The sequence below is a fragment of the Amycolatopsis sp. NPDC102522 genome (assembly GCF_055584485.1).
On sequence record NZ_JBVJLY010000045.1, the window covers coordinates 1 to 18,193 of the forward strand.

At 68.2% G+C, this 18,193-nt stretch carries 12 protein-coding genes; 7 read left to right on the forward strand and 5 right to left on the reverse strand.

The genetic code is table 11. The features are described from left to right. Window positions 1-245 precede the first annotated feature (245 nt). On the reverse strand, window positions 246-1,121 hold the full coding sequence (panB, locus tag ACZ6YV_RS43715; RefSeq protein ID WP_465515294.1) for a 3-methyl-2-oxobutanoate hydroxymethyltransferase: 876 nt from the start codon (window positions 1,119-1,121) through the stop codon (window positions 246-248). 244 nt (window positions 1,122-1,365) lie between these two features. Here panB and lysX point away from each other — a divergent pair, with 244 nt between their 5' ends. Next, window positions 1,366-4,683, forward strand: coding sequence for a bifunctional lysylphosphatidylglycerol synthetase/lysine--tRNA ligase LysX (gene lysX / locus ACZ6YV_RS43720; RefSeq protein ID WP_465515295.1), 3,318 nt, complete (start codon window positions 1,366-1,368; stop codon window positions 4,681-4,683). Between the two features lie 142 nt (window positions 4,684-4,825). After that, entirely contained in the window at window positions 4,826-5,413 is a 588-nt protein-coding gene (locus ACZ6YV_RS43725; RefSeq protein WP_465515296.1) for a DinB family protein, read from the forward strand. Here ACZ6YV_RS43725 and ACZ6YV_RS43730 read toward each other — a convergent pair. Further along, window positions 5,410-5,946: a methylated-DNA--[protein]-cysteine S-methyltransferase gene (locus tag ACZ6YV_RS43730; RefSeq protein ID WP_465515297.1), complete on the reverse strand. Its 537-nt coding sequence runs from the start codon at window positions 5,944-5,946 to the stop codon at window positions 5,410-5,412. The two genes, ACZ6YV_RS43725 and ACZ6YV_RS43730, sit on opposite strands and share 4 nt — an antisense overlap. Before the next feature lie 107 nt (window positions 5,947-6,053). On the opposite strand from ACZ6YV_RS43730, the gene ACZ6YV_RS43735 reads away from it, so the two are divergent. After that, window positions 6,054-6,680, forward strand: a complete 627-nt coding sequence (locus ACZ6YV_RS43735; RefSeq protein WP_465515298.1) for a VOC family protein — start codon at window positions 6,054-6,056, stop codon at window positions 6,678-6,680. Here the strand turns inward: ACZ6YV_RS43735 and ACZ6YV_RS43740 are convergent. Both ACZ6YV_RS43740 and secA2 read right to left on the reverse strand, forming a co-directional pair. Next, the gene (locus ACZ6YV_RS43740; RefSeq protein WP_465515299.1) at window positions 6,651-8,408 is read right to left on the reverse strand and encodes an NAD+ synthase; all 1,758 of its coding nucleotides are present in this window, start codon (window positions 8,406-8,408) and stop codon (window positions 6,651-6,653) included. The two genes, ACZ6YV_RS43735 and ACZ6YV_RS43740, sit on opposite strands and share 30 nt — an antisense overlap. 226 nt (window positions 8,409-8,634) lie before the next feature. Continuing rightward, on the reverse strand, window positions 8,635-10,962 hold the full coding sequence (gene secA2, locus ACZ6YV_RS43745; RefSeq protein WP_465515300.1) for an accessory Sec system translocase SecA2: 2,328 nt from the start codon (window positions 10,960-10,962) through the stop codon (window positions 8,635-8,637). A 149-nt stretch (window positions 10,963-11,111) separates the two neighbouring features. Here secA2 and ACZ6YV_RS43750 point away from each other — a divergent pair, with 149 nt between their 5' ends. Continuing rightward, window positions 11,112-12,683, forward strand: coding sequence for an alpha/beta hydrolase (locus tag ACZ6YV_RS43750; protein ID WP_465515304.1), 1,572 nt, complete (start codon window positions 11,112-11,114; stop codon window positions 12,681-12,683). Window positions 12,684-12,804: 121 nt separating this feature from the next. Here ACZ6YV_RS43750 and ACZ6YV_RS43755 read toward each other — a convergent pair whose 3' ends face one another. Further along, complete coding sequence (locus tag ACZ6YV_RS43755) at window positions 12,805-13,473, reverse strand: LppX_LprAFG lipoprotein (protein WP_465515301.1); 669 nt, start codon at window positions 13,471-13,473, stop codon at window positions 12,805-12,807. Between the two features lie 89 nt (window positions 13,474-13,562). Here ACZ6YV_RS43755 and ACZ6YV_RS43760 point away from each other — a divergent pair, with 89 nt between their 5' ends. The 3 genes from ACZ6YV_RS43760 to ACZ6YV_RS43770 all read left to right on the forward strand — a co-directional run bounded on the left by ACZ6YV_RS43760 (window position 13,563) and on the right by ACZ6YV_RS43770 (window position 17,817). Beyond that, window positions 13,563-14,828 (forward strand): MFS transporter, encoded by a 1,266-nt coding sequence (locus ACZ6YV_RS43760; protein ID WP_465515302.1) that lies wholly within the window; start codon window positions 13,563-13,565, stop codon window positions 14,826-14,828. Window positions 14,829-14,896: 68 nt separating this feature from the next. Then, window positions 14,897-16,240, forward strand: a complete 1,344-nt coding sequence (gene glnA, locus ACZ6YV_RS43765; protein WP_007035311.1) for a type I glutamate--ammonia ligase — start codon at window positions 14,897-14,899, stop codon at window positions 16,238-16,240. Window positions 16,241-16,254: 14 nt separating this feature from the next. Continuing rightward, a complete protein-coding gene (locus ACZ6YV_RS43770) occupies window positions 16,255-17,817 on the forward strand; it encodes an amidase (RefSeq protein WP_465515303.1) in 1,563 nt (520 codons plus the stop codon). Window positions 17,818-18,193: the final 376 nt, after the last annotated feature.

Here is an 18,193-nt window from a genome sequence, read left to right on the forward strand (position 1 = left end):
CCTCAAACGCTACATAGCCCGCGAAATCCACCGAGCACTCACCACAGACCTCACCCACACCCCTTGACATCAATAGGAGCATCTTTCGGGACATCAGACGTCGCGAAAGTGGCTTTCGCGACACGTCATGCTTGCCCTGCCCCAAGAGATGGCCCGAGAAGAGAGCAAGGGACCTTTGCTATCGCCCTCCCCAGCGGGAGTAATAGCAAAGGTCCCTTGCTCTCTTTTTGCAGGTCAGAGGTGGGTCAGTCGTGGAACGAGTGCTCCGACGCCGGGAACTCGCCCCGGCGGACATCCTCCGCGAACGCTGACGCGGCCCCGGCCAGCACTCCGGCGAGATCGGCGTACTTCTTCACGAAGCGAGGAGTCTTGCCGCGCCGAAGCCCGGCCATGTCCTGCCAGACGAGCACCTGCGCGTCGCAGTCCGGCCCCGCGCCGATGCCGACGGTCGGGATCTTCAATTCGTGCGTGATCCGCTTCGCCGCTTCGGCGGGCACCATCTCCATGACGACCGCGAAGGCGCCGGCTTCTTCCAGGGCGAGTGCGTCGGCGAGCAGCGCGTCAGCCGCTTCGCCGCGTCCCTGGACACGGTAGCCGCCCAGATTGTGTTCACTCTGCGGTGTGAATCCGATATGTCCCATCACGGGGACGCCCGCCGACGTCAGTGCGTCGACATGGGGAGCGAACTTCCGCCCGCCTTCGAGTTTCACCGAGTGCGCACGGCCTTCCTTCATGAACCGCACCGACGTCTCCAGCGCCTGCTGCGGCGAAAGCTGGTACGAGCCGAACGGCAGGTCGGCGACGACAAGCGCCCGCTTCACCGACCGGGTCACCGCACGGACCAAAGGAAGCAGCTCGTCCACGGTCACCGGGAGCGACGTGTCGTAGCCGAAGACGTTGTTCGCCGCGGAATCCCCGACGAGCAGCACGGGAATGCCCACCTCGTCGAAGAGCGCGGCGGTGTACATGTCGTAAGCGGTGAGCATCGGCCAGGCTTCGCCGCGCTCCTTCATGTCACGAAGGTGATGTACGCGGATCTTCTTCCCAGATGTGGCCTGGGGCGCCGCGCCGGTACCGTACGGAGCGGCGAGCTCGCCGGGATCCTTTTCGGTGGCAGACATCCTTGTCGACCGTCCTTCCCTCGAGGCCTCGATGAGGTCCCCGGGTCGTGGAGCTGAACATCTCAAAGCGTGACACGCGGAGATACCGCTCCCAAGGTCGTGCGACCAGCTTCACACCGGCCCGTCACGCCTGCGGTGGATGAAATTCAGACCAGAGGATGATGTTCGTTGACAACCACACGGGGTTGTGTGACGTCAAGTAAGAGCAGCTGTCGATCATCTGTGAGTACCGCGAAAGGCCAGAATGGGAAACCCAGCGAGCCGTGTCTCGCCGTGGAAGGCGAGGGCGGGCGGAATCGTCGCCACTCTCGTGCAGCTCGCGGCCGTGTTCTCGGTGATCCTTCTCCTCGCCGGCGGGGTGAAGGGGCCGGTGCTCAAGGTCGGCGACGTCGCCTTCTCGGCACTGAGCATCCCGACGAACGCGAGCCTCGTGATCGTCCTGCTGCTCGTCGTCCTCGGCGCCGCGCTCCGCCGCCGCAAACGTGCCGCGCTCTACACGCTGCTGCTGTTCCAGGTCGGCGGCCTCGCGGTCACGCTGGCCTTCCAGGCCGCCCTGTTGTGGTGGCCTGAGCTGCTGAAACTCGGTCCGTGGCAGGTTCGGCACATCCCGCACCAGGTGTGGGTGCTGGCCGTCGCCGACCTGATCTCGATCGGCATGTTCGCCTTCCTCTGGATCCTGCGGCCCGCGTTCCCCGCGCGGCTCGCACCGGGTGCCTGGCGCGACGGCTTCACCGTGCTGTTCGGCGGCCTGGCCGCGGTCATTCTCGTCGGCTGGGGCCTGAGCGAAGCCTTCCCCGGTCGCCTGGTCGACACCTGGGCGCGGTTCGCCTGGGTCGTCAACCACACGACGGGTGAGAACATCCAGCTGCGCCGGGTCGGCATCGGCGAAGGCCCCGCCTGGCTCGACCTCGTCCTCGACCTCAGCGCGACGGCCGTCGCGACGGCGGCGTTGTACACACTCTTCCGCGGTGTGCGTAGCCGTCGCTTGAGGACAGACGAGGAAGAACTGCGCGTACGTCGCCTTCTGGCCGAACACGGCGAAGACGACTCCCTGGGCTATTTCGCCACCAGGCGCGAAAAGAGTGTCGTCTTCTCGCCCAACGGCCGCGCCGCCGTGGCCTATCGCGTGCTCGCGGGCACCAGCGTCGCGAGCGCGGATCCCCTCGGCGATCCCGACGCCTGGCCGGACGCGGTGCGCGCCTGGCTGAACGAGGCGCGCACCTACGGCTGGACTCCCGGCGTGCTCGGCGCGAGCGAACGCGGCGCGAAGGCTTACGCCGACGCGGGCCTGCGGGCGCTGGAAATCGGCGACGAAGCGGTCCTCGACGTCCGTGACTTCAGCCTCGCCGGGCCGGAACGGCGCTCGGTCCGCCAAGCGGTCAAACGGATCGAACGGGCCGGATACACCACAAAAGTCCGGCGGCACAGCGAAATCCCGGCCGACGAGATGGCCGGACTGTTGCTGCACGCTCAGCAGTGGCGCGGCGCGGAAACCGAACGCGGGTTCTCGATGGCGCTCGGCAGGCTCGGCGATCCGAGCGACGGCCGCAGCGTGATGGTGGAGGCGTACGACGCCAAGGGCGAGCTTCGCGGCATGCTGTCGTTCGTTCCTTGGGGCCGTCGCGGCCTGTCCCTCGACCTGATGCGGCGCGACCGCGACGCCGAAAACGGGCTCAACGAGTACATGGTCGCCGAAGTCGTGGCGGCGAGTTCACGCCTTGGCGCACAACGGATTTCGCTGAACTTCGCGATGTTCCGCGCGGTCTTCTCCGAAGGGGAGCGGATCGGCGCGGGCCCGGTGCTGCGCGCGTGGCGCGGCGTGCTCAGCATGGCGTCGCGGTTCTTCCAGCTGGAATCGCTCTACCGGTCCAACGCCAAATACGGACCCGACTGGGAACCGCGATTCCTGTGCTACTCCTCGGCTCGACGGCTGCCGCGGGTCGGCATCGTCGCCGGTGCGCTCGAAGGATTCCTCCCGACAGGGCGGTCGGCGCGGGCGCTGAAACTGGAGACGGTCACCGACGAATTCGTCGCCGAGGTCCACCGCATCGACGCGAACGCGGCCACCCCAGCGCCGAAACAGGTGCGGCGACCCGATCAGGTCCGCGTGCGGATGGCGAAGCTGGACAGTTTGCGGGAAGCCGGGATCGACCCCTATCCGGTCGGTTTCGCCCGGGAGGATCTGCTCGGCGACGTCGTCTCCAAGTTCGGGGACCTGAGCCCGGACAGCCACACCGGCCACCGGGTCCGCGTCGCGGGCAGGGTGCTCGCGATGCGCAACCTCGGCGGGCTCTGTTTCGCGCGGGTCAAGGACTTCGGCGGTGAGATCCAGCTGATGCTCGACGCCTCCGTGCTCGACCTCGGCGGCTGGCGTCGTGGCGTCGACCTCGGCGACCACGTCGGCGTGAGCGGGCAGGTCGTGACATCGCGGCGCGGTGAGCTGTCCGTGCTCGTCGACGAATGGACCGTCACGGCGAAGAGCCTGCATCCCTTGCCGGACAAGCGAAAGGGTCTCATCGACCCGGAGACGCGGGTGCGGCAGCGCTACCTCGACCTCGCGGTGAACCCGGATTCGACGGCGATGTTGCGGATGCGCTCGACCGTGGTGCGCGCGGTGCGGGAAAGGTTGCACCAGGGCGACTACCTCGAAGTCGAGACGCCGATGCTGCAGACCGTGCACGGCGGCGCCAACGCCCGTCCGTTCGTCACCCACATCAACGCCTACGACATGCGGATGTACCTGCGGATCGCCCCCGAGTTGTACCTGAAACGGCTGTGTGTGGCCGGGGTCGAGCGCGTTTTCGAGCTGAACCGGAACTTCCGCAACGAAGGCGTCGACGCGACGCACAACCCCGAGTTCACCATGCTGGAGGCGTACCAGGCGTACGCCGACTACAACACGATGCGGACGCTGACGCGGGAACTCATTCAGCACGCCGCGGAGGCCGCGTACGGCGCGCAGGTCGTTCGCCGTCCGGGGCCGGACGGGAAGGTCGTCGAGTACGACATCTCCGGTGACTGGCCGGTGATCCCGGTCCACGAAGCCGTTTCGGCGGCGCTCGGGGAGAAGATCGACGCGGGGACCTCGGTGGCCGAACTCCAGCGGCTGTGCCGCGCGGCGGGAGTGCCGGTGAACGAGGAGGCAGGGCACGGCGATCTCGTGCTGAAGGCGCACGAGCACCTGGTCGAAGGCGCGACCGTGCTGCCGACCTTCTACACCGACTACCCGACCGACGTCTCGCCGCTGACCCGGCAGCATCGCGTGGACCCGCGGCTGGCCGAGCGCTGGGACCTGATCGCTTTCGGCTCCGAGGTCGGCACGGCCTACACCGAACTGACCGACCCGCTCGAACAGCGGCGGCGGCTGGAGGCCCAGTCGCTGCGCGCGGCGAGCGGGGACGTCGAGGCGATGGAACTGGACGAGGACTTCCTGCTCGCGCTCGAACACGGCATGCCGCCGACCGGCGGGCTCGGCATCGGCATCGACCGGCTGCTGATGATGCTGACCGGCGCTTCGATCCGGCAGACGGTGCTGTTCCCGTTCGTCCGCCCGCAAGGCTAGCGGGAGAGCGGGGGACCTTTGCTATCGCTCGTTAGCCAAACTAACGAGCGATAGCAAAGGTCCCCCGCTCTCTCCCTGGCCGAATCGCACCGGGAAGCCCGTACCGGATGCCATGATCCTCTTCCCAACGGAAGGAACCACCATGGCCGGAAACGTCCCCCCGATCGCCGACGAGCGCGAAGGTCTCCTCACCTACCTGGAGCAGCAGCGCCATGTCCTGCGCATCGCCGCGCACGGCTTGACCGAAGAACAGGCCAGAGCGGTCCCGACCAGAAGCTCGCTGAGCGTCGGCGGCCTCATCAAGCACACCGCGTTCACGGAAGACGGCTGGATCGACATCCTTCTCCAGAAGCCCGCGAAGCCGATGGAGGAGGCGATGAAGGACTACGAAGCCGGCTACGTGATGGCTGACAGCGAGACGCTCGAAGACGTCTTCGCGCGCTACGACGAGGTCGCCCGCCGCACCGCGGACGTCATCGCCGGCATCGCCGACCTGGGCCAGCCGGTCCCGGTGCCGAAGGGCGTGCCTTGGTACCCGCAGGACGTCGACGCCTGGTCGGTCCGCTGGGTGCTGTTCCACCTCATCGAGGAGACCGCGCGGCACGCCGGGCACGCCGACATCATCCGCGAGCACATCGACGGCGCGACGGCGATCCCGCTGATGGCCGCCGCGGAAGGCTGGCCGGAGACGCCCTGGCTCACGCCGTGGTCGCCCGCCGAGACCGTCTAGAACAACGTGGGTTCGTCCGCCAAAGCGCCTTCGATGACCAGCATCCGGCGCTTGGTGGCGACTCCGCCGCGCGCGGAGAACCCGCCGTCCTTGCCGCCCGCGGCGAGCACTCGGTGGCACGGCACGATGATCGGGAACGGATTCCGGCCCATCGCCTGCCCCACGGCCTGCGCCCCACCGGGCATGCCGAGGATGTTCGCGATGTCGCCGTAGGTCAGCGTCTTGCCCGCGGGAATCGTGCGGATGAATTCGTACACCCGGTGATGGAAGTCCGGTACCCCTTCGTAGTCGAGGCCGACTTTGGCGAGGTCCGTGCGCTTGCCGCCCATCAACGAGACGATCCCGTCGATCGCGCGCTGGACTTCGCCCGGCGGCGTGGCTTCGGTCGCTTCGGGAAGGCGCGCGGTCAGTCGCGCCCTCGTCTTCTCTTCACTGCCCTCCGGCAGCTGGACCGCGATGACCCCGCGTTCGTTCCACGCGATGCCGCAATCGCCGATCGCGGTGCCGAACACGGCGTAGCCCTGTGCCGTCATGAGTCCAGGGTACGAGCCGGGACCGACAGTTTCGGCCACGCCGCTTTTCGGGGGAGACTTCCCTGCCGCGGTGCCGCCGGGGCGGCGGCTGCGATAGGACTATGGGCATGAGCGACCTCGTGCTTGATCACCTTGTCTACGCCGGGCCGGATCTCGAAGAGGCCGTCGCGCGTGTTGCCGATCTGACCGGTGTCACGCCCGTACGCGGTGGCAGGCACGTCGGGCTTGGCACGGCCAACTATCTCGCCGATCTCGGCGCCGGCGCCTACCTCGAGGTGGTCGGGCCCGACCCGGACCAACCCGGGCACGTCGGACCGCGGCCGTTCGGCATCGACGAACTGACCGCGCCCGCACTGGTCACCTGGGCCGCGCGGGCGCAGGGCATCGACGACGCGATCGCCGAAGCACGTGAGCGTGGTTACGACCCAGGAGAGGCGTTCGAAATGTCGCGCGCCACCGACGACGGCGAACTGCTGAACTGGCGTCTCACCGGCGCCGGCGGCCTCGAAGGGCTCGCGCCCTTCCTCATTGACTGGGGGAGCACCCCGCATCCGACGACGCGGGGGCTCCCGTCGATCCCGTTGCTCCTGGTCACCGGTGTCCACCCCGAGCCCGCCACGGTGGAAACCGCGGTCCGCGCGCTCGGGATGGACATGCTCGTCCGGCGTGACACGAAGCCCGGCCTGGTGGCCGTGCTGGCGAACTCAGCGGGGAAGCAGGTCACGCTGAGCTGATGGGGTCACGACCGTGCCCTCGCGCCAGCCGTTGGTCATCGGCAGCCGCCGGTCCCGCCCGAACGCCTTGAACGTGATCTTGGTGCCCGGCGGGTACTGGCGGCGCTTGTACTCGGCCTTGTCGACCATGCGCACCACCCGGTCGATGGTCTCCGGCTCGAAGCCCGCGTCCACCAGGTCGACGTAGCCGCGGTCGCCCTCGATGTAGTCGTCGAGGATGTCGTCGAGCATCAGGTAGTCCGGCAGCGAGTCGCTGTCCAGCTGACCGGGTCGCAGCTCGGCCGACGGCGGCTTGGTGATCGAGTTCTCCGGGATCGGCGGGGTTTCGCCGTTCTTCTCGGCTTCCGCGTTGCGCCATTTGGCCAGGTGCCAGACGTGTGTCTTGAACAGGTCCTTGATCGGTGCGAAGGCCCCGACGGCGTCACCGTAGATCGTGGAGTAGCCGACGGCGAGTTCGGTCTTGTTGCCGGTCGCGAGCACCAGATGACCGTCCTGATTGGACAGAGCCATCAGCAGCATGCCGCGGACGCGGGCCTGGATGTTCTCCTCGGCGAGACCGGTCAGCTGAAGCTGCTCGACATAGACCTTGACCATGTCCGCGATCGGCTCGACGCGGTAGTGCGCGCCGATGCGGCGGGCGAGGTCTTCGGCGTCGCCCTTCGAGTGCTCCGAGGAGTACTCCGAAGGCATCGAGACGCCGTAGACGTTGTCGCCGCCGAGCGCGTCGGCGGCCAGCGCCGCCACGACCGCGGAGTCGATGCCGCCGGAGAATCCGAACGTCACCGACGAGAAGCCGTTCTTGTGCACGTAGTCACGCAGACCGACGACGAGCGCGTGCCACACCTCGGCTTCGTCCGACAGCGGCTCGCTGATCGCGGACTCGTTGCTCGGGGTGTATGCCGGAACCGGGTCCTCGCCGAGTACGCGGCGCTTGACCCGCAGACCCTCGAACTCGCCCTCGGCGGTGTGCCCGCCCGCGACGAGGTCCGTGTCGACGATGAGCAGGTGCTCGACGAACTGCGGCGCGCGGGCGAGCAGCCGACCGTCCGCGCCGACCACGATCGAGTCGCCGTCGAAGACGAGGTCGTCCTGACCGCCGATCTGGTTCGTGTACACCAGCGGCGCTCCGGCTTCGGCCGCGCGGCGCGCGATGAGCGGCAGGCGGATGTCGTCCTTCGCACGCTCGTAGGGCGAAGCGTTGGGCGCGACTACGAGGTCCACCCCGGCCTTGCCCAGCGCGGAGATCGGGCCGCCGTCCTGCCAGACGTCCTCGCAGATCACCATGCCGACGTCGACGCCGTGGAAGCGGACGACCTCGAGGTCGTGGCCCGGCTTGAACCAGCGGTGCTCGTCGAAGACGCCGTAGTTGGGCAGGTGGTGCTTGAACTGGCGGGCGACCACTTCGCCGCGGTACAGCGCGGCAGCCGCGTCGCGCGCGCCGGTCTCGTCCAGGTCGAGATACCCGATGTAGGTGAGCACTTCGCCGCATCCGGCGTCTTCGAGCCGCCGGGCGAGCGCTTCGACCATCTGCTTCGAGGCGGAGGCGAAGGTCGGGCGGAGGGAGAGGTCCTCGACGGGGTAACCGGTGAGGGACATCTCCGGGAAGACGACGATGTGGGCGCCTGCTTCGGCGGCCTTGCGAGTCCACTCGACGGTGAGCTCGGCGTTGCCCTCGAGATCCCCGACGGTGGTGTTGACCTGGGCCAGTGCGATGCGCAGTTGCGGCATGCCGTCATTCTCACCCACCGGCGTCCGCCGGGACGAGTGGATGTGCCGAATCGCCCACCCGGGTCCGGTCCGCGGGGGTGCGGCCGGAGGGGGAGCAAGGGACCTTTGCTATCGCCGGGCGCTTGACCTGGGGTTTCGCCCGAAAAGAGAGCGGGGGACCTTTGCTATCGCTCTCCAAAAGAGAGTGATAGCAAAGGTCCCCCGCTTCCCGCTCAGGACCGCGCGGCTACTTCCGCTTGATCATGCTCCGCACCTTCTTGATGGTCTGCTCGAAGTCGGAGTCGAACGGGTTGTCGTGCACCAGGTAGGTCCACGTCGTGTTCGCCCGCCGCACTCCCGCGTCTCCGAGGTCGATCCCGTTCTCGGTGATCTCGGCTTCTTCGAGCGTCTTCGCCGCCCGCTCGGCCGCCTCCGGGATGATCTTGTGGAACTCGGGGATCGCCGCGCGGTGGAACTCGTCGATCGGCGTCTCCCGCGCCAGCGCCCGCAGGTGGATGCTCTCCCGCACGTCGGTCAGGAACGCCAGGTGATCCGACCACAGCTGGTCGATGTGGAACAGCAGCACCTCGCGGCTCAGCTGTTCGACCTTCGCCTCGTCGTCGACAGCCTCCGAGAGCTCCTTGAACTTCTCCGGGTGCGCCTTCTCCAGCACCTCCGCCGCGTGCGCTGTCCGCAGCACCGTGTTCCGGTGTTCGAGCAGCTCGCCGCGCTGCCGCTCGATCAGCCGCGTGTAGCGCCACGTGTTCCGGTGGATCTCCAGGTCGACACCCTCGGCGACACGCTGTGCGTGGTTGATCTGCCGCAGCGCCGCCGAGTCGGTGATCTCGCCGCTGCCCACGTCGGAGCTGATGCCCTCGGGGATGTCCGGCGCGTTCGACAGCACGAGTTCGTCGTTCAGGCTGGCGAAGAACACCGCGCTGCCAGGGTCACCCTGCCGCCCGGACCGCCCGCGCAGCTGGCCGTCCAGCCTGCTCGACGGGTAACGGGCGGTGCCGATCACGTGCAGGCCGCCCAGTTCGACGACATCGTCGCGGCCGTCGCCGTCCTTGCCACCCAGCCGGATGTCGGTACCGCGACCGGCCATCTGGGTCGAAACGGTGACCGCGCCCTTCTTACCGGCGTCGGCGATGATCTCGGCTTCCTCGGCGTCGTTGCGCGCGTTCAGCACGACGCATTCGAGTTCGACCTTGGCCAGCTTCTCGGCCAACTCCTCGGATTCGGCGACGTCCTGGGTGCCGACGAGGATCGGCCGCCCGCTCTCGTGCACCCGCCGGATCTCCTCCTCGATCGCGCGCAGCTTCTGCGACGGCGACCCGAAGATCCGGTCCTCCTGGTCTTCGCGGACGTTCGGCGTGTTCGGCGGGATGACCGCGACCTCGAGCTCGTAGAACTCGCGCAGCTGCTCGGCGACCGCGACCGCGGTACCGGTCATGCCCGCGACCTCGGGGTAGCGCGCGAGCAGCGCCTGCACGGTGATCGAGTCGAGGATCTCGCCCCGGTCGGTCGCCTTGACCTGCTCCTTCGCCTCGACGGCGGCCTGGAGACCGTCCGGCCAGCGCTGCAGTTCGGCGACACGGCCGCGCGCGGCGTTGATCAGCTGCACCTTGCCGTCGCGTACGAGGTAGTCGACGTCGCGGGTGAGCAGCGCGTGCGCGTGCAGCGCCACGTTCACCGCGGGCAGCCGGTCCGAGCCGGTGTCGTCGTAGAGGTTGATGTCGTCGCCGAGGGCCTTCTCGACCACCGACGCGCCCGCCTTGGTCAACCAGGCGTTGCGGCCGTCGGCGTCGGTCTCGTAGTGCAGTCCGAGCCGCAGCCGCCGGACGATGTTCGCGACTTCTTCGTCGGCGTCGGTGTGGTCGATCGACCCCGCCATCACCAGCGGCACGCGGGCCTCGTCGACCAGCACGGAGTCAGCCTCGTCGACGATCGCCACCTCGGGCTCGCGCTGGACCAGGTCCTCTTCGCGGGTCACCAGGCGGTCGCGCAAAACGTCGAAGCCGATCTCGCTGACGGCGCCGTACGTGACCTCCTTCGCGTAGGCCTCGCGACGCTCGTCGCGGGAGTGAGCGGGCTCGATCCAGCCGACGGAGACGCCGAGCAGGTCGTAGATCGGGCCCATCCACTCCGCGTCACGGCGGGCGAGGTAGTCGTTCACCGTGACGACGTGGACGTGCTTGCCACGCAGCGCGTATCCAGCGCCCGCCAGCGCACCGGCCAGCGTCTTGCCTTCACCGGTCTCCATCTGCACGATGTGCCCGCTGAGCAGGCCCATCGTGCCCAGCAGCTGGACGTCGAAGGCGCGCTCGCCGAGGGCGCGCCGAGCGGCCTCACGGCCGAGCGCGCAGACCTCGACCAGCTGGTCGTTGCCGAAGGACGTGGCGTCCCGAAGCTTGCCGGCCCGGTCTGTCAGCTCCTCGTCGGAGAGCTTCTCCAACTCGGGCTCGAGCTTCTCGATGGCCGGCAGCAGCGCTTCGTAGCGGGTCAGCTCGACGCTGCCCGGCCGCTGGATGATCCGGCGCAGCTTCTTGCCCACCCGGCTGATCAGTGCTGCCACCCCTGTGCTCCCGTCTGTTCTTCTGCCGTCCGCACCCGTATCACCAACGCAGTGGTGGTGCGGCCGAGTTCCACGGCCGATGGCACGATCCAACCGTGTCCACTCATGTCAGCGCCAGGTCCCGTGCCCGTCGATTCGCCGCGATCACGCTGTCCGGCCTGCTCGCCGTCACTTTCGCCGCGTGCTCGTCGGGAGAGGGTAGAACCCAGCCGCCGCCTCCGGCCACCGAGTCGCACGCTCCGTCCGGACCGGTGCCCGCAGGACTCGAGAAGTTCTACGGACAGAGTCTGACCTGGGCCGACTGTGCACCCTACGCGACATCCGATGACGCAAAAGCGGCGTTTCGAGTGAAGGACGCACAGTGTGCCCGGCTGACCGTCCCACTCGACTACGCGAAGCCTGAAGGCGACTCGATCACGCTCGGCCTGCTGCGCCGGAAGGCGCTGGAAACCGACGAAAGGATTGGGGCGCTCGTGGTCAACCCCGGTGGCCCCGGTGCCTCCGGGATGGCTGCCGCGGCCGGTCTCGCCTCCCGGACGGCCACGAACGAGCTGGGCAAACGCTTCGACATGGTCGGTTTCGACCCGCGGGGCATCGGTGCGAGCGAGCCGCAGATCCGCTGTCTGACCGACGCCGAACGCGACGCGGACCGGGCGGACGACAGCGAGACGGACGGGTCACCCGAGGGAGTGAAAAAACAGGAGGCCGAGTCCCAGGATTTCGCGGCCAAATGCGCCGAGCGGACCGAACACGGCCCCGCGATGCTCGCGAACGTGGGCACACGGGACGTCGTCAAGGACATGGACATCCTGCGCTCGGTCCTCGGCGAACCGAAACTGAACTACCTCGGCTACTCCTACGGGACGCGGATCGGATCCGCCTACGCGGAGGCCTTCCCGGCGAATGTCCGCGCGCTGGTGCTCGACGGGGCCGTCGACCCGGAGCAGGACTCGGTGGAGTCGCTGGTCGGGCAGGGGGAGGGCTTCGGCAAAGCGTTCGGGGAGTTCTCGAACTGGTGCGCCGCGCGCGAGGACTGCGCCCTGGGGCGTAATGCCGCCGGCGTGACGAAGGCGTTCCAGGACCTGGTGCGGCCGCTGATCGACTTCCCGGTTCCGGTCTCCGACGGCCGGAAACTGTCGTACGAGGACGCGACGACAGGCGTGATACAAGCCCTCTACCAGGAAGATCTCTGGGAACCGCTGAACACCGCGCTCAACGATCTGAAGCGCCAGCGCGGCGACGGCTTGGAGAAGCTGGCCGACCTGTACAACGAACGCGGCGCCGATGGCCGCTACGGAACGACGCAGGACGCCTTCGTCGCGATCCGGTGCGTCGACGACCCGCGGGTCATCGATCCGGCGAAGCTCCTCGACGCGCAGAAGCGGTACGCGGAGGCGGCGCCGTTCCTCGACGACGGCAAGCCGGACGGTTCCGCGCGCGACGCCTGCGCCTTCTGGCCGGTGCCGAACACCTCGGAGCCGCACCAGCCCAACGTCGAAGGCCTGCCGAAGACGCTGGTCATCTCGACGACGAACGACCCGGCGACCCCCTACCAGGCGGGCGTCAACCTCGCGAAGGCGGTCAAGGGAGCTTTGCTGACGTTCGAGGGCAACCAGCACACGGTGTTCCTCCAGGGCGTCTCGTGCGTCGACCAGATCGGCATCAAATACCTGGTGGACGGCGCCTTGCCGGACGAGGGGACCCGCTGCACCGCCAAGTGACGAGGCGATAGCAAAGGTCCCTTGCTTCTCCCGCCGCACCGGCCGGGGAAGCAAGGGACCTTTGCTATCGCCGCACCCGCTGACCAGGCATTTCCCACCCAGGGAGAGCAGGGGACCTTTGCTATCGCCCGTCCCCGACGAACACCGCGTTATGCCTGGTCAACGCCAGTTCCAACATCACCGCGAAGTCCTGCGGACTCGTCGGCGGCACCTGCAGCCACACCCGCACCAGCCGGCGCGGTTCGTCCTTCGAAATCCACAGCTTCACGAACACGTCCGACTTGATCTCCGGCACGATCCCGCCGATCACCGCGGCCGGCACCTTCGCGCCGATCCGGAACGAGTCGGTGTCCTGCACCCGCTCCCACCGCTCGCCCCGCAGCTCGGTCGCCCCGGTCAGCAGCCGCCGCAGCCCACCGTCGGCCCCGAGCATCGCCCGCGGCGTGTAGGCCGCCGAAGCCGGAATCACCCGCTCCCCGTCAGGTCCGCTGAGCGTGATCTCCGAGCCGGACAGCCGGTACTTGACTTTCACCCGTTCGAAGTCGTCCTGCAGGTCGGCGTTACCGACCGCGCCGCTCTCGACGCTGACCTCGCCGTCGAGTCCGCGCACCGGCAGCCCGGTGACGACGCCGTTCACCCCGAGCGTGAACCGCACGCTGCGCAATGAGACGAGGGAGTCGGCCGCCGCGCTCACGAATTCCTGGGCAGGAGGCAACGGGGGCGACCCCGCACAGCCGCCGATGAGCCCGATCGTGAGCAGCAGCGCCGGCACGAGGTGACGGCAGCGCATGGCCAGAGCCTATGTCCTTGGCCCGAATCTTTCGCACAGTGTCCTTCCGGCCGCTTCCGCTGCGGGCCGACGGCGATGACGCTGTACCCGTGCAACCTGAGACCCGGCTCCACCGCGCGTGGTTCGTCGCCGCCGCCGCGTTCGTCGCCCTGCTCGCCGCCGCCGGTTTCCGCGCGGCCCCCGGCGTGCTCATCGACCCGCTTCACAACGAGTTCGGCTGGTCGCGCGCGACGATCGCGTCGGCCGTCTCCGTGAACCTCGTGCTCTACGGCCTCTTCTCGCCCTTCGCGGCAGCTCTCATGGAGCGCTTCGGAATGCGACGCGTCGCTTCGACGGCGTTGTTCGTCGTCGCGATCGGCGCGGGCGGCACGGTGTTCATGAACGCGAGCTGGCAGCTCATCCTCTGCTGGGGCGTCCTGGTCGGCGTCGGCACCGGCTCGATGGCGATGAGTTTCGCCGCGACCGTCGCCGCCCGCTGGTTCGTCCGCAGCCGCGGCGTCGTCACCGGCGTCCTCACCGCGGCGGGCGCCACCGGCCAGCTGATCTTCCTCCCGATCGTCGCGAACCTCGCCATCGACGAAGGCTGGCGGACGGCGTCGCTCGTCATCGCCATCGCCGCCTTGGCCGTCGTCCCCGTCGTCCTCCTGGTGGTTCGCGATCACCCGTCCGATGTCGGAACGACCGCCTACGGCGCGGAGCCCGGCGAAGTCGCACCCATCACTCGAACGGGTGGTTCGGCCCGTCGTGCGCTCTCGGTACTCGGCTCGGCAGCGCGCACGAAGACCTTCTGGCTGCTCTCCGCCGGGTTCGCGATCTGCGGCGCCACGACGAACGGTCTGGTCAGCACCCATTTCGTCCCCGCCGCGCACGACCACGGCATGCCGCAGACCACCGCCGCCGGCCTGCTCGCCCTCGTCGGGATCTTCGACGTCGCGGGCACGATCGCCTCCGGCTGGCTCACCGACCGAGTGGATCCGCGGATCCTGCTCGGCGTCTACTACGCCCTTCGCGGCGTTTCGCTCGCCCTGCTCCCGCAGCTGTTGAGCGGCTCGGTGGAACCGAGCATGTGGGCGTTCATCGTCTTCTACGGTCTCGACTGGGTGGCGACGGTTCCGCCGACGGTCGCGCTCTGTGTCCGTCAGTACGGTGCCGCCGGGCCGATCGTCTTCGGCTGGGTTTTCGCCAGTCACCAGCTCGGCGCCGGTCTGGCGGCCTTCGGCGCCGGCGCGATCCGCGACTCTTCCGGCAGCTACGCGCTCGCCTGGTACATCGCCGCGGGCCTCGCCGTGCTCGCCTCGGTCGCTTCACTGTCGATCGCCAAGGCGGCCAAACCCGAACCGGTTCCGGTGGGGTGATCCACCACTTCCGCTCGATCGGCGCGTCGCGAAACATGTCGTTAACACGTTCTCGTTAGGGTGCGGCCATGGATCGCCAGCAGGAGTTCGTGCTCCGTACCTTGGAAGAGCGCGACATCCGTTTCGTCAGGCTCTGGTTCACGGACGTGCTGGGCTTCCTCAAGTCCGTCGCGGTGGCGCCCGCCGAGCTCGAGGGTGCCTTCAGCGAGGGGATCGGCTTCGACGGATCGGCCATCGAAGGGTTCGCGCGCGTCTACGAATCCGACATGGTCGCGAAGCCCGACCCGGCCACGTTCCAGGTCTTGCCCTGGGAGACCCCGGACGGCGGCCCGTATTCGGCGCGCATGTTCTGCGACATCGCGATGCCGGACGGCTCCCCGTCCTGGGCGGACCCCCGGCACGTCCTGCGCAGGCAGCTCTCGAAGGCGGGCGAAGCGGGTTTCACCTGCTACGTCCATCCTGAAATCGAGTTCTTCCTGCTCGCCAGCCTGCCGGACGACGGCAGCGAGCCCGAGCCCGCGGACAACGGCGGGTACTTCGACCAGGCCAGCCATGCGACGGCGACGCACTTCCGCCGCCACGCCATCGAGACGCTCGAGGCGATGGGGATCTCGGTCGAGTTCAGCCACCACGAGGGCGCGCCCGGCCAGCAGGAGATCGACCTCCGGTACGCCGACGCGCTGACCATGGCCGACAACGTGATGACCTTCCGCTACGTCGTCAAGGAGGTCGCTCTCACCCAGGGGGTCCGCGCGACCTTCATGCCGAAGCCCTTCACCAACCAGCCGGGTTCGGGCATGCACACCCACGTGAGCCTGTTCGAGGGCGATCGCAACGCCTTCTACGACGCGGAAGACCCGTACGAGTTGTCCGCGACGGGCAAGGCCTTCGTGGCGGGGCTGCTGCACCACGCGAAGGAGATCTCGGCGGTCACCAACCAGTGGGTGAACTCCTACAAACGGCTGATCAGCGGCAGCGAGGCCCCGACGACCGTTTCGTGGGGCCGCGCCAACCGCTCCGCGCTGGTCCGGGTGCCGATGTACTCGCCCGGCAAGGCGTCGTCCCGCCGCGTGGAGATCCGCACGCTCGACTCCGCCTGCAACCCCTATCTGGCTTACTCGGTCATCCTGGCCGCAGGCCTCAAGGGCATCGAGAAGGGCTACGAGCTGCCGCCTCCCGCCGAGGACAACATCTGGCAGCTCTCGGACGCCGAACGCCGCGCGGCCGGATACGCCCAGCTCCCGCAGAACCTCGGCGAGGCGTTGGCCGAAATGGAGAAATCGGAACTTCTGCCCGAAGCGCTCGGGGAGCACGTTTACGACTTCTTCCTCCGCAACAAACGTGTTGAATGGGATAACTACCGCAGCGCGGTGACCCCGTATGAGCTGCGGACCCTGCTTCCGGTTCTCTAGACGAGGGAGACCTGATGGTGCGGCGACCGGTGTTCAGAGTTCTGACGACCTTGGTCGCCGCGACCATCGCGGTGGGTGTCGCGCCGGCGGCATCCGCCTCCGGCAAACCTCTCGATCTCGACGCCGCCGACATCCCCGCGCTCCAGGCCCGGATGTCCTCCGGACGGCTGACCGCGGTCCGTCTGACCTCGGCTTATCTCGATCGCATCCACAAGGTCGACAAGACCGTGAACGCGGTCATCGCAGTCAATCCGGCCGCCATCGCACAAGCCGCGGAGAGTGACTTCCGGCGTCGCGCCGGCCAGACCCGAGGGCCGCTGGACGGCATCCCCGTCCTGGTGAAGGACAACGTCGACACCCGGTCACAGCAGACGACGGCGGGTTCGCGGGCACTGCGCAGCAAGCCCGCGAAGGACGCCACCTTGATCCGCCGCCTGCGTGACGCGGGTGCGGTCGTCCTCGGCAAGGCGAACCTCTCCGAGTGGGCGAACTTCCGCGCCGCCAAACCCACTTCCGGCTGGTCGGGCGTCGGTGGGCAGACGAACAACCCGTACGTGCTCGACCGCAACCCTTGTGGGTCGTCCGCCGGTTCCGCCGCGGGGATCGCTTCGTCGCTGGCCCAGGTCGCGATCGGCAGCGAGACCGACGGCTCGATCGTCTGCCCGGCGGGCATGACCTCGACAGTGGGGCACAAACCGAGCCTCGGCCTGGTCAGCCGCACCGGCGTGGTGCCGATCTCGGCCGAACAGGACACCGCCGGCCCGATGGCCAGGCACGTCGTCGACGTCGCGCTCACCCTGTCCGCGCTCCAAGGCCGCGACCCGAGCGACCCGGCCACCGGCACGTACCCGCCGAACCAGCCGACCGACTACGCCGCGCACCTGCGTCCCGGCGTGCTGAAGGGCTCCCGGATCGGGCTCTGGCGGTTGCCGGTACTCGGCCCGGACGTCGACGCGGTCATGACGCGGACCAGGAATTCCCTGGTCAAGGCGGGCGCCGAAGTCGTCGAGGTGACGCCGCCGTACCAGGCCAGGATCGGTGAACTGGAGTTCCCGGCGCTGCTCACCGAGTTCCACCGGGACATCGATCGCTACCTGGCCACGCGCCCGGAAGGCCCGCGCGACCTCGCCGCGCTGATCGCCTACAACCGGTCCGATCCGCTGGAGCAGACCTGCTTCGCCGGGCAGGAACTCTTCGAACAGGCACTCGCCGCGCCCGGCCCGTCCGATCCCGGCTACCTGGCCAACCGTCGCGAGCTGACCGATCTGGCGAAACGCTCGATAGACGAGACCCTCGCCGAGTACCACCTCGACGCGATCGCCGCGCCCACGAACCCGCCCGCCTGGAAGACCGACTGCAAGACCGGCGACAACGACGTGATCCCGTCGTCGACGCCGGCCGCGGTCTCGGGATACCCCGCGGTGACCGTGCCCGCCGGTTTCGTCGGCGAACTCCCGGTGGGGGTCTCGTTCATGGCGGGGCAGTGGACGGACGCCCGAGTGCTCGCCTACGCGGCCGACTTCGAGCGCGTCGTCCCCGCCCGCAAACCGCCTCGCTACCTGAAGACCGTCGGATGACGGGGGTTCATACCGGCTGACCTGCGGTGATGTCCTTAAGTGACCCCCCTGTTTTCGGGGGGTTCCGGGGCATGTAATCTTCTCTTCGTCGCCAAGAACACCGGGCCACCGGGGCCGAAAAGCCCCAGGCCAGGAACACGGGCCGAGCGGGTTGACACCGCGAACCGGACCAGGTAACGTTCAGCGTCGGCCCACGAGCGGCCGCCGACCCCCTACGACTAAACCCGTAGGATTCGGCATGCTCGACCAAAAAGCTTGTGAATATCGCTTTGAAACAAAGCGTGTTGCTTGAGAACTCAACAGTGTGCTAGTGAACTAAGCCAGTAGAGCTTATGTATAAGAACCTCGTGAGAGGTTCCTTTGAGTGCATTAAATT